The sequence below is a fragment of the Comamonas sp. CMM02 genome (assembly GCF_014851485.1).
Classification (GTDB): domain Bacteria; phylum Pseudomonadota; class Gammaproteobacteria; order Burkholderiales; family Burkholderiaceae_C; genus Comamonas; species Comamonas avium.
In genome coordinates, this window is record NZ_JACUZW010000003.1 from 770,062 (window position 1) to 784,385 (window position 14,324).

11 protein-coding genes, 1 tRNA gene and 1 riboswitch are annotated in these 14,324 nt (G+C 56.0%); of the genes, 9 read left to right on the top strand and 3 right to left on the bottom strand.

The window, feature by feature from the left end:
• The first annotated feature begins 10 nt into the window (after positions 1 to 10).
• The 6 genes from fdxH to IB213_RS13055 all read left to right on the top strand — a co-directional run bounded on the left by fdxH (position 11) and on the right by IB213_RS13055 (position 6,289).
• Positions 11 to 940 (top strand): formate dehydrogenase subunit beta, encoded by a 930-nt coding sequence (fdxH, locus tag IB213_RS13030; protein WP_191721550.1) that lies wholly within the window; start codon positions 11 to 13, stop codon positions 938 to 940.
• The gene (locus IB213_RS13035; RefSeq protein ID WP_191721549.1) at positions 937 to 1,563 is read left to right on the top strand and encodes a formate dehydrogenase subunit gamma; all 627 of its coding nucleotides are present in this window, start codon (positions 937 to 939) and stop codon (positions 1,561 to 1,563) included. Before fdxH ends, IB213_RS13035 begins: the two co-directional genes overlap by 4 nt.
• A 107-nt stretch (positions 1,564 to 1,670) precedes the next feature.
• Entirely contained in the window at positions 1,671 to 2,645 is a 975-nt protein-coding gene (gene fdhE / locus IB213_RS13040; protein WP_192406984.1) for a formate dehydrogenase accessory protein FdhE, read from the top strand.
• Positions 2,646 to 2,717: 72 nt separating this feature from the next.
• Positions 2,718 to 4,121 (top strand): L-seryl-tRNA(Sec) selenium transferase, encoded by a 1,404-nt coding sequence (gene selA, locus IB213_RS13045; RefSeq protein ID WP_192406986.1) that lies wholly within the window; start codon positions 2,718 to 2,720, stop codon positions 4,119 to 4,121.
• An 81-nt stretch (positions 4,122 to 4,202) separates the two neighbouring features.
• Positions 4,203 to 6,125, top strand: coding sequence for a selenocysteine-specific translation elongation factor (gene selB / locus IB213_RS13050; RefSeq protein WP_192406988.1), 1,923 nt, complete (start codon positions 4,203 to 4,205; stop codon positions 6,123 to 6,125).
• A 68-nt stretch (positions 6,126 to 6,193) separates the two neighbouring features.
• Positions 6,194 to 6,289, top strand: a tRNA-Sec gene (locus tag IB213_RS13055).
• Positions 6,290 to 6,376: 87 nt separating this feature from the next.
• Here the strand turns inward: IB213_RS13055 and IB213_RS13060 are convergent.
• The gene (locus IB213_RS13060) at positions 6,377 to 6,619 is read right to left on the bottom strand and encodes a hypothetical protein (protein ID WP_192406990.1); all 243 of its coding nucleotides are present in this window, start codon (positions 6,617 to 6,619) and stop codon (positions 6,377 to 6,379) included.
• Between the two features lie 141 nt (positions 6,620 to 6,760).
• On the opposite strand from IB213_RS13060, the gene IB213_RS13065 reads away from it, so the two are divergent.
• The 3 genes from IB213_RS13065 to IB213_RS18135 all read left to right on the top strand — a co-directional run bounded on the left by IB213_RS13065 (position 6,761) and on the right by IB213_RS18135 (position 10,556).
• Complete coding sequence (locus IB213_RS13065) at positions 6,761 to 7,174, top strand: DUF4406 domain-containing protein (RefSeq protein ID WP_225561096.1); 414 nt, start codon at positions 6,761 to 6,763, stop codon at positions 7,172 to 7,174.
• An 8-nt stretch (positions 7,175 to 7,182) separates the two neighbouring features.
• Positions 7,183 to 7,392, top strand: coding sequence for an AlpA family transcriptional regulator (locus IB213_RS13070; RefSeq protein WP_192406992.1), 210 nt, complete (start codon positions 7,183 to 7,185; stop codon positions 7,390 to 7,392).
• 806 nt (positions 7,393 to 8,198) lie between these two features.
• A complete protein-coding gene (locus IB213_RS18135; protein WP_225561097.1) occupies positions 8,199 to 10,556 on the top strand; it encodes a YecA family protein in 2,358 nt (785 codons plus the stop codon).
• A gap of 254 nt (positions 10,557 to 10,810) precedes the next feature.
• Here IB213_RS18135 and IB213_RS13080 read toward each other — a convergent pair whose 3' ends face one another.
• Both IB213_RS13080 and IB213_RS13085 read right to left on the bottom strand, forming a co-directional pair.
• Positions 10,811 to 12,115 (bottom strand): phospholipase D family protein, encoded by a 1,305-nt coding sequence (locus IB213_RS13080; RefSeq protein WP_192406994.1) that lies wholly within the window; start codon positions 12,113 to 12,115, stop codon positions 10,811 to 10,813.
• A gap of 332 nt (positions 12,116 to 12,447) precedes the next feature.
• On the bottom strand, positions 12,448 to 13,473 hold the full coding sequence (locus IB213_RS13085) for a hypothetical protein (RefSeq protein WP_192406996.1): 1,026 nt from the start codon (positions 13,471 to 13,473) through the stop codon (positions 12,448 to 12,450).
• A 494-nt stretch (positions 13,474 to 13,967) separates the two neighbouring features.
• Positions 13,968 to 14,214: riboswitch (cobalamin riboswitch) on the top strand.
• The last annotated feature ends 110 nt before the right edge of the window (positions 14,215 to 14,324 follow it).

Consider the following 14,324-nt stretch of genomic DNA (forward strand, 5'->3'; position numbering starts at 1 on the left):
GAAATAGCTGATGTCTTCAACCATGTCCCTCGATATCAAGCGTCGCTCCGCGACCACTACCCCTTCCCCCAGCGCACGCGGTGCGCATGGTGGAGAAGTGGCCAAGCTGATTGACGTCTCCAAATGCATTGGCTGCAAGGCTTGCCAAACAGCGTGCATGGAATGGAACGACCTGCGCGACGAAGTCGGCACTTTGGCTGCTGGCGTTTATGACAATCCTACCGACCTCACGGCCGAGTCCTGGACTGTCATGCGCTTTGCCGAGTACGAAAACGAAGCAACAGGCAATCTGGAATGGCTGATCCGCAAGGACGGCTGTATGCACTGTGAAGACCCCGGTTGCCTGAAGGCCTGCCCATCGCCTGGTGCGATCGTGCAGTACGCCAACGGCATCGTGGACTTCCAGCAAGACCAGTGCGTGGGTTGCGGTTACTGCATAACAGGCTGTCCATTCAACATTCCACGCATCTCCAAGAAGGACCACAAGGCGTACAAGTGCACCTTGTGTTCTGACCGCGTGGCTGTGGGCCGCGAGCCTGCTTGCGTCAAGACTTGCCCAACGGGTGCCATCATGTTTGGCACCAAGAAAGCAATGCATGAGCAAGCAGAACGCCGCATTGGCGATTTGCAAAACCGTGGTTATGCCAATGCTGGTTTGTATGACCCAGCTGCAGTCGGCGGTACACACGTCATGTACGTGCTGCACCACGCTGACAAGCCATCGCTCTACAAGGGCCTGCCGGATGATCCCAAGATCAGCCCCATGGTTTCTCTGTGGAAGGGTGTTGCCAAGCCTCTGGCCATGGCAGCTTTGGGCGCAGCCGCTGTCGGCAGCCTGTTCCATTACATCACCAAGGGCCCGAACGACGTGTCCAAAGAATTGGAAGATGAAATGGACCGCAAGGATGCAGCAGCCGACAAGAAGGAGAACGGCCAATGAAACGCAATCCACGCGACCTCGTGCGCTATAACGCATCGGAGCGCGCCAACCACTGGGTGGTAGGCATTTGCTTCATCTTGCTGGCTCTGTCTGGCTTGGCGTTCTTTCATCCAGCGTTCTTCCCACTGACTCAATTGTTCGGTGGCGGACCCTGGACCCGCATCCTGCACCCCTACATTGGTGTAGTGATGGCTGTGTTCTTCATCATCATGGCGTTCCGCTTCTGGCGCTTGAACGTGATTGAGCCTCGCGATATCGAGTGGCTCAAGAACGTGAACAAAATGATTGATGGTGATGACCACGACATGCCTGAACAAGGCAAGTACAACGGTGGTCAAAAGCTGTTGTTCTGGGGTCTGGTCATTGGCATGGCATTGATCACCATCACTGGTTTTCTGATGTGGCGCGCTTGGTGGAACCTGCCTGTGGACTTGGTCCGCACAGCATCCGTCCTGCATGCTATTGCAGCAGTATGGATGATTGGCCTGATCGTCATGCACGTCTACGCGGCTATTTGGACCCGTGGAACCATTCGCGCAATGTTGTATGGCACAGTCACACGTGCTTGGGCCAAGCAACACCACCGCGGCTGGTATCGCAAGATGACCGGCGACAACGACTAAGTCGCTGGTTTGGCCGCGAAATAAAAGTCACTTAGACGCTTGTTGATTGCCGCCGGTACAGCCCATGCTGGGCGTACCGGCGGCTTCAATTTAGGGAACCCCTTTTCATGCAACAAAGCATTCTTCAGCCCGGCGAAATTGAATCGCTGGACAAGACTTCCTTCCCTCGCATCCTGCTGCCTCAAGTAGCCAGCCTGTTTGCCGAGCGCGCAGCCCGACTGCGTCAGCTTTCCGAAGGCAATCCGATTGCCGATTACCTGCAATTTGCAGCCAAAATTGTGGATGCACAGCATGCTGCTGTCTCCAAAGTAGAGTTGCAAGCACTGAACACAACGGACGTGGCTCGTGCACAGCAGCACTCCATGCCCTTGCTGCCTGCAGCTGAGCACATCGATCCGGCATGGCACCAAGTACTCAATGCCATGCTCGATACCCTGGCAGGCAGCGAAGGTCTGCCAGAGCCATTACAGCCCTTGATTCAGTCCTTGCGCGAACTGAGCCACGAAGAGCGCGATGAGATCGCTCAACGTCTGCTGGAAAAAGAAGTCGCTGCCCGCCACATTGGCATGGCACCTTTCATCATGGCTGCTTTGCAGGTCACCTACGCCAAGCGCGCAGCGGCCTTGAATGCAGCAGATGTGCCTTACACCGACCCGGCCTCCATCTGCCCTGTTTGCGCCAGCGAACCTGTGGCCAGCGTTCTGCGCATTGGCGGCAAGGCCAACGGCCACCGCTACCTGCACTGCGGCACTTGCTGTACCGAGTGGCACATGGTGCGCGTGAAGTGCTCGCACTGCGAGTCCACTGCAGGCATTCACTACCAGACCATTGAGGGCAGCAAAGACGTCATCACAGCAGAAACCTGTGATGAATGCGGCACCTACCGCAAAATCGTCAATCAAGAAAAAGACCCGATGGCAGAGCCATTGGCAGACGACTTGGCCAGCTTGATGCTGGATTTGCTGATGAGCGAAAGCACCACGTTCAAGCGCGCCAGTGCGAACCCCTTGCTATTTGTCGCTGTCTCGCAAGAGCAGACAGAAAGCCAAGACGAAGCTCTGGTTGACCCTGCGGCAGAATAAGCACTTGTGCCCACTTGCCGAAAGGCCGCTGCGGCGGCCTTTTTTTATTGTTTTCACATTGAGAGTGCTGCATTGAACACTGCCGCCCCACGTCTTCCCTCGGTTGACAAACTGCTCCAACACCCCGTCTTGCAAGGCTTGCAGATTGAATTTGGTCGCTCCAGCACGACCGATGCAGTACGGCATGTGCTCGATGGCCTGCGTCACCACCTGCTCGATGGCAGCCTGCAAGCCGGACAAGTCAGCGCTGACGCTTTGACGCAGGCCGTACAAAGCCGCTTGACCGAGCGTTTTTCCCCCCGCCTGAAAAGCGTGTTCAACCTCACGGGCACGGTGCTGCACACCAATTTGGGCCGTGCCCTGCTGCCTCAAGAGGCCGTGGATGCAGTGGTCGAAGCACTGACCAACCCTGCCAACCTGGAATACGACCTCGAAACCGGTGGCCGTGGCGACCGCGATGATCTGGTTGAAGCCCTGATTTGCGAGCTGACCGGCGCCGAGGCTGCCACCATCGTCAACAACAATGCTGCTGCCGTGCTGCTGGCGCTGTCCACCCTGGCCCCAGGCAAAGAGGTTGTGGTCTCGCGCGGCGAACTGGTGGAAATTGGCGGTGCGTTCCGCATCCCCGACATCATGAAGCGTGCCGGGTGCCAGCTGCTCGAAGTGGGCACCACCAATCGCACCCACGCCAAAGACTATGCAGAAGCCATCAGCGATCGCACCGCCTTGCTGATGAAGGTACACACCAGCAACTACGAGGTGATGGGCTTTACCAAAAGTGTCTCAGACGCTGAAGTCACAGCCATCGCCCATGAGCGCGGCCTGAACATGATGGTGGATCTGGGCAGCGGCACTTTGGTCGATCTGCGCCACTGGGGCCTGCCCCACGAAGTGACCGTACGAGAAACGGTGGATGCCGGGGCCGACATTGTCACTTTCTCTGGCGACAAACTGCTGGGTGGCCCGCAGGCGGGCATCATCGTAGGCCGCAAGGATTTGATTGCGCAGATCAAAAAGAACCCCATGAAACGTGCCCTGCGCGTGGGCAAACTCACGCTGGCCGCCCTGGAGCCCACACTGCGCCTGTACCTGCACCCAGAAAAACTGGCCGAACGTCTGACCACGCTGCGCCTGTTCACCCGCCCCCAAGCTGCAATGCAGGCCCAGGCCGAAAGCCTGGCACCACAGCTGCAAACCGTGCTGGGGGATACGTGGGTGGTAGAGCCTGCCGCAATGCACAGCCAAATTGGTAGTGGCGCCCTGCCCGTAGAGAACCTGCCCAGTTTTGGGCTGAAGCTTTACCCAGCCAGCGGCAAGCAAGCTGGCCGCCAGCTGACCCAGCTGGAAGTGCGGCTGCGTGCCCTGCCCCGCCCGGTCATTGGCCGCTTGCACGACGATGCACTCTGGCTGGACTTGCGCTGCCTGGAAGAGCCCATGCAAGCGCAGTTTGTGCAGCAACTGGCCGCACTTCAATAAATCAATAGCTACCAGCGCTTACTAGATAAGCGCCAGAGGCATATTTGGCTTAAATATTTTTGCTGACTAGAAAGTGTTTGCATGATCATCGGTACCGCTGGACACATTGACCACGGCAAAACCACGTTGGTACGCGCCCTCACAGGCGTGGAAACTGACCGCCTCAAAGAAGAAAAATCGCGGGGCATTTCGATTGAGCTGGGTTATGCCTATGCCCCCCTGTCCAACGGAGATGTGCTGGGCATCATTGACGTACCCGGCCATGAACGCTTTGTGCACACCATGGCCGCCGGCGCTGTGGGCATTGACCACGCCTTGCTGGTGGTGGCGGCCGACGACGGGGTGATGCCGCAAACGCTGGAGCACCTTGAAATTTTGCAGCTGCTGGGTGTCAAAAAAGGCACCGTCGCCCTGACCAAGGTGGACCGCGTGCTGCCCCAGCGCATCGAAGAAGTGAAGCTGGAAATTGCAGCCATCCTGTCCGTCTCCAGCCTGCACGAAAGCCCCATTTTTGAAACGGCAGCCAGCCAACCCGGCGACCGCGGTGTGCAGGCGCTGCGCGAGTACCTGGAAGTACAGGCGCTGATGATGCCTTCTAGGCCCCAAGACGGACTGTTCCGCCTGGCGGTAGACCGCGTTTTCACCCTGCCCGGCCAAGGCACGGTGGTGACGGGCACCGTGTTCAGCGGCCAAGTCGCTGTGGGCGATGTGTTGCAGCACTCGGCCAGTGGTCAAGCCGTGCGCGTGCGCAGCATCCACGCACAAAATCAGGCGGCACAAGTGGGCTTGGCGGGCCAGCGCTGCGCACTGAATCTGGCAGGCATTGCCAAAGAGGGCATCATTCGCGGTGACTGGATCGCCGACGCACGTGTACTGCAAGCCAGTGATCGCATAGACATTCGCCTTCACCTGCTGGCAGAAGCCCAGCCCATGCAGCAGTGGACTGCCGTGCATGTGCACATCGGCACCCAGCGCTGCACCGCTCACGTAGCCCTGCTGCAAGATGGCGCGATTGAACCGGGCACGGAAGTGGCCGCACAACTGGTGCTGGACCACCCCGTCTACGCCATTCCGGGCGACCGCCTCATCATTCGCAATGCCCAAGCCAGCCGCACCATTGCGGGCGGCATGGTGCTTGACCCCTACGCCCCGGCCCGTAAGCGCCGCAGTGCTGCGCGTTTGGCCTATCTGCAAGCGCTGGAGTCGCTGGTTACTACAGGCGCACCTGCGGCCTTAGTAACGCATGCGGCACACGGCATCAGCTTGTCGCAACTACAGCGCCTGAGTGGCCGCACCATGGATGGCATGGACTTACCCGGCACCCAGCGTATTGCACAAACCGATGGCGACGCACTGCTGCTTGACAGCGCACGCTGGCAGCAACTGCAGCAGCAGGTCATGGACACCATTGCCCGCTTTCACGACAAGTACCCCGACGAACCCGGTATCAACGCGGCCCGCCTGCGCCGCATGGCATGGCCCGGTCTGGTACACAGCCAGCACGACAAACTGTGGCGAGCACTGATTGATCAGTTGCTGCAAGGTCAGCAACTGGCCAGCAGCGGCGCGTGGCTGCACCTGCCAAGCCACAGCGTGCAGTTCAGCGCCCAGGAGCAAGCCCTGTCAGAACAACTACTGCCCCTGCTGGACGCAGGCCGCTTTGACCCACCATGGGTGCGTGACTTGGCCGCAGACACCGGCACAGGCGAGGAGGTTGTGCGCCAGTTACTGCGCAAACTGGCCCGCCAGGGCTTGGTGTTTCAGGTGGTCAAAGACTTGTTCTACACTGCTGCCAACATGGATGAGCTGGCCCGCACCATCAAAGAGCTGGCCAGCGCCACCCCCAACGGCGAAGTGGTGGCACGCGAGTTCCGCGATGTCACAGGTCTGGGCCGCAAGCGCGCTATCCAGATCATTGAATGCTTTGACCGCCTGGGCTACACGCGCCGCGTGCGCGATGCCCACGTTCTGCGCCCCGATACGCAGTGGCATACCCAAAGCTGATACCGCGTTTGACTTGCACTTGCGGCAAACGACACCCACTGCGCGCTACAATCTGCAGCTTCTTCTAAGGAAGGCAATCGTGCCCGGTGGTGCGGCCGGGCTTCAAACCCGGTGAGGGGTGTCAGTCACTCCTGGGTTGGTTCGACTCCAGCTGTCTTCCGCCAAATTCAGGGTTCAAAGCAACCCATAAAAGCCCCGAAAGGGGCTTTTTCATTGGGGCGACTGCTCACCTATTGGTTTTTAACGGTCAGCTACTGACCACTAATATCAACTTCAATTGGCCTTCTGAGTGAGCTTTCCAGCCTCTCCTGACCACCGAGCTGATTGCGCTCAGGCTGCGCCTTGGGGCCAGCGTTGCCAGCGTCAATCTTTGGGTTCAGGTCGCTTTCCTTGCCCGTCTCGCTGTACTTGTGCACTCGGGCCAGATGCTCAATCTGGCGGCCCAGCAGGTCAATTTCCTTGAAATCACCACTGGTCTTTTTGTCCTTGTTCATCAAGGTTCACATGCACATTTCCAGCGTGCCCTCAACCCGGTCTACCGGCTGGCGCATGGCCACTCGCTTGATCGTGGATGAGTGCCAGCGCTTTGGTGACTTTGTCTCTAGCAAAAAAGAGAACTCCACTGCATCAGCACCATGCAGATGTGGCTGATGCGTGAGTGCCCTAGCCTGCGCATCTACATTGCCGGCCCCATGACGGGCCTGCCAGATAACAACTACCCCGCCTTTCACGACGCTGCAGCACGCTTACGGAAAAGGGCTTGGCATGTAGAAAACCCCGCCGAGAACCCCGTACCGCACGTAAACGATAACTGCAGTTGGACCGCATACATGCGCATGGGCGTCAGCCAGCTCATGACCTGTCACGCCATCTACCTGCTGCCCGGCTGGCAACAGTCCAAAGGCGCCAGCCTGGAATACATGGTGGCCCAGCAGCTGGGTTGGGCGGTTTATGAGCACGTAAAACAAGACGACGTGCTGCAAGAACAGTTGCAGCAACTGGCAAGCAAGCCATCGCTACGCCCCGAACAACGACCGATTCCCGCATGAGCACCACCATGGCAAAAACTCAAACCCTTATCTATCGCCGTACCACGCTGCTGGAAAAGCTGGGCATCTCAAAATCAACGCTGCGTAACTGGATGCTGAACGAAGGCTTCCCGCCACCCATCCAGCTGGGCCCCCGCGCAGTTGGATGGAAGGCCAACAACGTGGACGAGTGGCTGGAAAGCCGCCCCACTGTCGCGCTGGCGGAAGCCCTGAATTAAATTCCGATTGGGACTGCCCACAAGACATAAAGCCCGGTGATCAAAGCTCACCGGGCTTTTTTATTAAGAACCATCATTACCTTTGACTGCAAACGAACTAGTGGGTGCAGCGCATAACCAACCTAAGATGGATCATTGAATGGGTTTTTCGGGAGACTTCACCGTATGAAGACTGTGCAACTCATAGTGCTAGTGGCTGTCGTTGGCGCGATTTTGCTTGTTGTGAACGGACTATTTTCTGCGTTTGCTTTACTTGAGCTGGCCTGGTCGACGGTTCTCAGTTTTGTAAATCTCTTTTGACGTTGGCCTGCAAAGCTGCTTATCTGCCGAGGCCACTGTTATGGGCCGGTATCAACCTACTGGCAAGGCCTGCTTGCGATACGGAACGGCCAACTCCTTGGATAAACGTAGGTCGTCAGAGCGGACGCTCAACTACGTACACTGTGTACTGTTGCGCTTCTGTGAGTTACAGAGATAAGTCGAGCAGAAGTTGGCTCACGAACTCTTGGAGGTACATGGGCGCTCCGACACCTCATCAGGTACCCTGACCATTTGCGAATCCCGCCGCAGATTGACGGTTCCGATACCCGCAGCAGCGCCACCCTGATTTCCTGGTTGTGGTTTCGCTAGTCTGCCATTGCCCCAACAGCGCTATCGACGCCGACGGGCACTGTATTACTCGACTGTTTAGAAAATATCTCATGAGAAGCAAAAGAAAACGCGCACAACACAATTTGACGGCGAGACCGGATGAGGTCATTTCCTTTGGACCAATTAGTGGCGCACTGTTTGGAAACCGGCTAGTTATGCAGTCCACAATAAACGAAGCAGCGCACGCCCAGATGATGGCCAAGGCAGTTGCTGACTATCCGCAGGTTGTGAACAAGATCGACGAGCATGTCTCTTCGATCGTCGCCGCCGTAGGAAACCTGCCGCCAGATCAACTGCTATCGCGTGCATGGCACGAGCGAGTCCTTCAAGTCATGCACATCGAAGTTGAGGCTGAGGTGACACAAGACGATGCGCTCGCATCTCGAATGGTCGACTATATACAGAGTGTTATCGCGTCAGCTCCTCGGGGGAATGACCAGAAAACCAAAGTCTCAGACGGCGATTGGGCAGAGCTAAAAACAAATGTGGAGAAGCTGTACAAGCTGCTTCATGGCGCTTACCTGATTTGCGCTACTGCTCACCGCCAGGCCAGCGATGCCCCGCTTTCGCTTGAGCTGGAGGAGTTCATGGTCCGGGCTCAGTTGCAATGGTGCAACGTTCGTGGAGATCACTACTCCCAGCATCAGATTGAAGCCATTTCTGGCCTCTTACTCAACCAATCAGAGCTTATTGAGGCTGCCTACGGGATAACTACAGCCCAACTGATTGAGGCTCTAAATAAGCTTTGGCATGCTCAAACTTATGGGTTGAGCGAAGCAATGACGGCTTTGAAGAACGCACATGAAGTATTCAAGGTTGAGCTCGAACGTCTGTCCGAGTCTGGCGATATGGAGTTCAAGGGGAAGACTCCAGGCGATTTCTTCCGGGAGATTACCGAACGCTTGGGGCTCACTGAGAAAATACAGAAAAATACAGAGCGTGTCATGGGTCTTGGACTTTTCGATGTGCAGCAGATCACAAACCTGCCCCAAGCATTCTTAGACGACTTCTCTTGGTCACCCGGGGAGGATTCAGAGTTTCTGGCGGAGGGAGTGTTCAAGGGATGGCCGCTGCGAATTCAACCTATTTTTCGCAGACCGTTCATTAAAGTCAGCGGGAAATACCTGTGCTTCGATCTGCAATGTTTGTTCGATAACTTTTACCGTCAGATCGAGAAGAGAATTTTTCTGCGCTCGGAGATGGAAAAGCAACGCTGGATCGCAAACCGTAAGGACATCTCCGAAAGATTGCCTATTGATCATTTTTTGTGCCTCTTGCCGGGCGCAACAGTTTTGCCAGAGGTGTATTACCCGATGGTTGCAGAGCAAGGCAAGCGACGGAACTTTGCAGAAGCTGACTGCATATTGATATACGACGACCATCTCTTCGCCATTGAGGTGAAAGCCGGTGCATTTACCTATACGTCGCCCTCTAACGACTTGCCGGCCTACGTGAAGTCGTTGCAGGCGCTGGTGGGTGCACCTGCGCAACAAGGTGACCGATTCTTGGATTACCTGGACAGCGCTGACGAAGTGGAAATCTTCGACGCGAAACACCGGGTGGTCGGATCGCTGAGAAAGGCCGACTTTCGGGTCAAGACGATCTGCGCGGTGACGCTGGACCCGTTCACCGAGCTTGCTGCCCAGTCCCAGCATTTGCACGCAGTGGGAGTTGAACTTGCACGTCGACCAGTCTGGTCGCTATCGATCTCTGACTTGCGGGTGTATCGCGATGTCTTCGCAGGGCCGCTTGAGTTCTTGCACTTCGTGGAGCAACGTATGCGTGCGAGCATATCGAGCACACTGCGCCTAGACGACGAACTGGATCATTTTGGTCTCTACCTTGCGCACAATCAGTACGCCAAGTATGCAGAGTCTCTGGCGGAGAGTAATGCTAGGGTGCAGTTCAACGGCTATCGCTCGTCCATCGACAGGTTCTATACTGAAAAATTGCTTGCACCAAATACGGCGCAAGCACCGTTGCAGCAAGTGCCGCATCGACTTCACGAGATCATCAATTTTTTGATGTCACAGTCGCAGTCAGGCAGATCACAAAATGCAAGTTACCTACTCGACTTACCATTTGACGTTCGCGCAGCACTAAATGATTGGATCGATTCGGAGTTAGCAGATGTCGTTGCTCGGGGCCGCTGCGTACCGATGTCAGTGGTAAAGGAAGGACGCCTGACAGTCGTGCTGGGGATCAAGCGCGTGGTGGCCATGGCGCACGACAAATCTGTTGAGCACTGTCGGACAGTCATGGCTGCTTCAGGCGAAGATGCCCGTATGCTTCTAGAGCTGACCTATGACGATTTAGTGCTCTGCGAGCTGTCGATGACATTAGTAACGTTGAAGGGCTTGTCTAATGCTGAGGTCGAAGTCTTGCGTGAACAAGCCAAGACACTCAAGGAGCGACGAGTTGCTCGGTCGACGGTAGAGTTCGGAAAAATAGGTCGCAACGAACTGTGTCCCTGCGGGAGCGGGAGTAAGTACAAACGCTGTTGCCTGAAATGACAACGTCGTTGTCGTGGATGCATTGGCGTGGCCCGCTAAGCAGTCGCTGGCGAGAGGCTGCTTCTGGCCGTTCTGCGACCGTCGCAATTCGACCCTTTGCAGCCATTCATTGCGTAATTGCACGACAGGCAGAAATCGGAGTTCAGCGGTCACCTGGCGTTGTTTTTCTGGTCGGTATTCACGACCGTCAAGATTCGAGAATCGCAGGAGGGGCGGCTAGGGCCAGTTGCAGGGACAGCACCAGCCAAGACATGCTACGCCAATGGAGGTCGGTAGGACGGATCTGCCTCACGCAAGTTGAAGCGCGCGCAATCGAGGTCGTTCTTGTTGAACAGGGAGGCGAAACACGTTTCGAGCATGATGCTTTCGAATGACAGGTGCAGCGCTCCGTGCTTCGCGAGGCTTTTCAGGCCGCTCCTGATGTCGGAGTTGGGCTTCACTAGCCGCTTGGCCAGAATGACGGGCGAATACTTCTTTAGCAGGCCATCAATTGTTGTCTTAACGTACTTTTTCGAAAGCGAAATATCCATCGCCTCACGGATGCGCGCATCGAATTCATGGACCAGCGCCTCATCCGATTCGGGGGGGCTGACGGTGGTGCGCCTTGCGGCCTCACTCATCGCACGCAGGAACGCGGGTAGGCGCGGCAGCGTGGGCTCGACCGACCATGTTTCGTGATGGTCGAGAAATTCCGGGAATTCACCCGAGTTCAGTACTGCATACAATGCATTCCTAGCCGCGTCAGTAATCTCGAACGGCGGAGAGAGCTCGGCCCGGCCGGTTCGCTCGACCGCGACCTTTGTATAGGGCACTTCCTGCGCACCCCCCTCGACCACCTCGTCGATATGCAGCCAGTAGGGGTGGTAGCGTTTGTCCGGGTGCCCGCTGCTAGTCGATGTCCAGCAGAGAATCCAGCGGTCAGACCGCACCATATCGGATTCGAGGAACGACATTGAGTTTTTAACCGTCCCGGGCGAAACGATCTGATCGGTGTATGCGATGTTGCCGAGCCCCCAGCACACGTAAATTTCATCGCCGGACACCGGTCGGTAAGCATCCAATGCGGTAGCACGCGCATCGTTGCGAATTACGCCCTGCTTGATCGCGCGATCCCAAAGCGCACGCAGTTCAGCGAGGCGCGCGAGTTTAGCCGAAGTGGTCGGATAGGCCATTGCTGCCTGCTGTCGGTAGTCATCCACCCGCGCGCGCAATTCGAGTAGCGTCCGCGCATCCTCGACAAGGAAACCGGCTTCCTGTAGTCCTTCGGCGCTCAGGCCGTTAGCCGTCAGGTTGAAGCTGCCGACCGCTGCACTGTGCTCTCCGAGGTAAATCTTGGCATGCAAGTTGTCGAGGAAATGGACGTGTTCCCAGCCGATCGCTTCGGCGATCTCGACGATCGCGGCGGGGTTAGTGCCGACAGTCGGAGATACCACGATGTCTTGGAGTTTCTCGGGAACGATATAGGCTTTCCAATCGATTCCGACGTACGCGACTGCAATCTGGATCGGTGAAATCTCACGCAGCCCACACTGAATGTCACTGCCGTGAATGAACTTCATAGTTTGAGAACCTTTTATTGATCAATATGTTGTCGTGGTGACATCGATGGGCCTGTCACCGGTCGTCATCAGCATGTGACACGCGTGGAGGGGTGGCGACCCCGCGAGCTCGATGTCGTCGGTCACCCTAATGTTGGGTTGACGACGTGCGATGCGACTGACACGATACCTTGCTATTGGGCCGTTTCCAGCGCCAGCAAGAGACTGCAAATTGAGATGTTGAACGTGTCGGCGCTTTGGGATCATTGCTGATACTCGAATGACGGAGCGGGTCGACCGTTGGGCGACTCAAGATGACCGGACTGCGACAGTCGCAGATCGACCCATTGCTGTCATTTAATGCGTATCCCTGTCATCGTCGCTCCTGGTTGTTGGCTCAAGAGTTGCATGCGCTTGTTGAGGTCAAAGAGCATTTCCATGAACGTCTCGTTGAAGTAGCTGCGCATATACAAGCTCATACCTGGAGCGAGGTCATCTGGGAATTTGATGCACTCGCGCATGGTAAGACTGAGATCCTCGCATGCAGCCAAGGTGTTATAGACGATCATCGCTAGGGCAGGCATCAGAGGAACGATGTTGTTAGCCCCTCTTTCTTCGTCAAACCAAACGTCCATATCCTTGAAGGCCGTCATTCGTTCTTGGATAGCGAAACCATCTTCCATAACCAGAAGAGTTTGAATGGGAGTTCCGCAGTGTACAAGGTTATCCCTAAACGCCCGGAGACTCATAAAAAAGCGAGTATGACGGCAGTACCAAGCGACCAGCCTGTCAGGCATCGAAGTACGCTCTTTGATTTGTTCGAAGCTGGCTTCAGCGCCGTTGTAAACAACGACCTTGGAAAACGTCTGCCGATCTTTGAGACTTCTCTTTTGCTGTGAAAAGTTGGAGAAAGTTACATCCTCCCATAAGCGGGATATCACCTCCTGCAAAAAGTCGAAGATTCCTCTGCACAAGAAGATCAGGTATTCAACCTCCGTGACAGCCATCCTTGACACACCCTCACCAAGTACCGCTCTAGAGGTGTGCAAGTGCTTGATCTTGGCTATTGAAGCGGTGAGGTTGAAAATGTCATCCATCAGCCCTCCAACCGCTTTCTTGACCGGAGGAAAGCTTGCTTGTTGGGCAATAAAGGTCAGGAAGTCAAACTTAGTATCGTTTGTTGATGCTGGCTCGGACCCGAAGTAGAACATTTCCGCCGGTCTAACAACCTGCATCTCCATCAGTTTTCCTCCTGCAGGCACCCACATACGCCACGCTTTTTGGCTATAGAACAATGTTGAGATGAGGAATCGTCCTTGGACGTTCTGAAGATCGATAAATGGGATGTCAGTGAGTGAGTAGGTCGGTTCTTCAGGCATTCAACAAGGCTAGTGACGTGAAACTGGCTGGAGTCTAATGACTTCCTTTACGAATAGAAAGTGGCGTCTCACTGACTGCTCGAGGTCGAATGCAGCCGCCTGTATCCCGTGCGTCCTAAACGAATTGGTCTGTAGGATGGTCTATAGGTTTCATAAATCTCGTCGCAAGGCGCATGAAATATAGGCTCGGGGCGGAAGCTGCTTTCCGCCAAATTCAGGGTTCAAAGCAACCCATAAAAGTCCCGAAAGGGGCTTTTTCATTGCTGAAATTGCTTGGTGCACCGTTTTTCCGATCACCTGCCGTTCGCTGCTAGCACCGGCAATCGACATACACGTCGCTTGCGCACGCCTGCCCCTTCGAAAAAGACGATGCACGCTTTGCCAAAGCGCCAGCTGTTCAATGGCGCTGCCGCTCGGTGCGGAGATTTGCCACGATATACTGCGCAGCTTATTGAATGAAGATGCTGTGCACAACTGATGTGCACCATGTTTTTATTCAATTTCGTACAACAGGTGCTCGGGTTCACTCCCGGGTTAAACGGGAACAGGGTGCAATGCCCTGGCTGCCCCCGCAACGGTAAACAGATAAATCCGACTCGAGGCTCTTGCATGCAGTGCAAGGGCCAGCCACTGATGTTTTACGTGGCCTCAACATGAGGTGCGCGGCAACATTGGGAAGGCGAGCGGCAAGCCCAAAGCCATCTGTGAGCCCGGATACCGGCCTGTTTGAACGCTGTGCAACATGGGGTTCACCCCCCTCTTCGCCAGCATTTGCAACGACCGTCTGCGGGGAGCAGCGTGATGGCAACAAGCTAGTGGCAGGACCAGATACCGGCCCACAACCCTAGCGA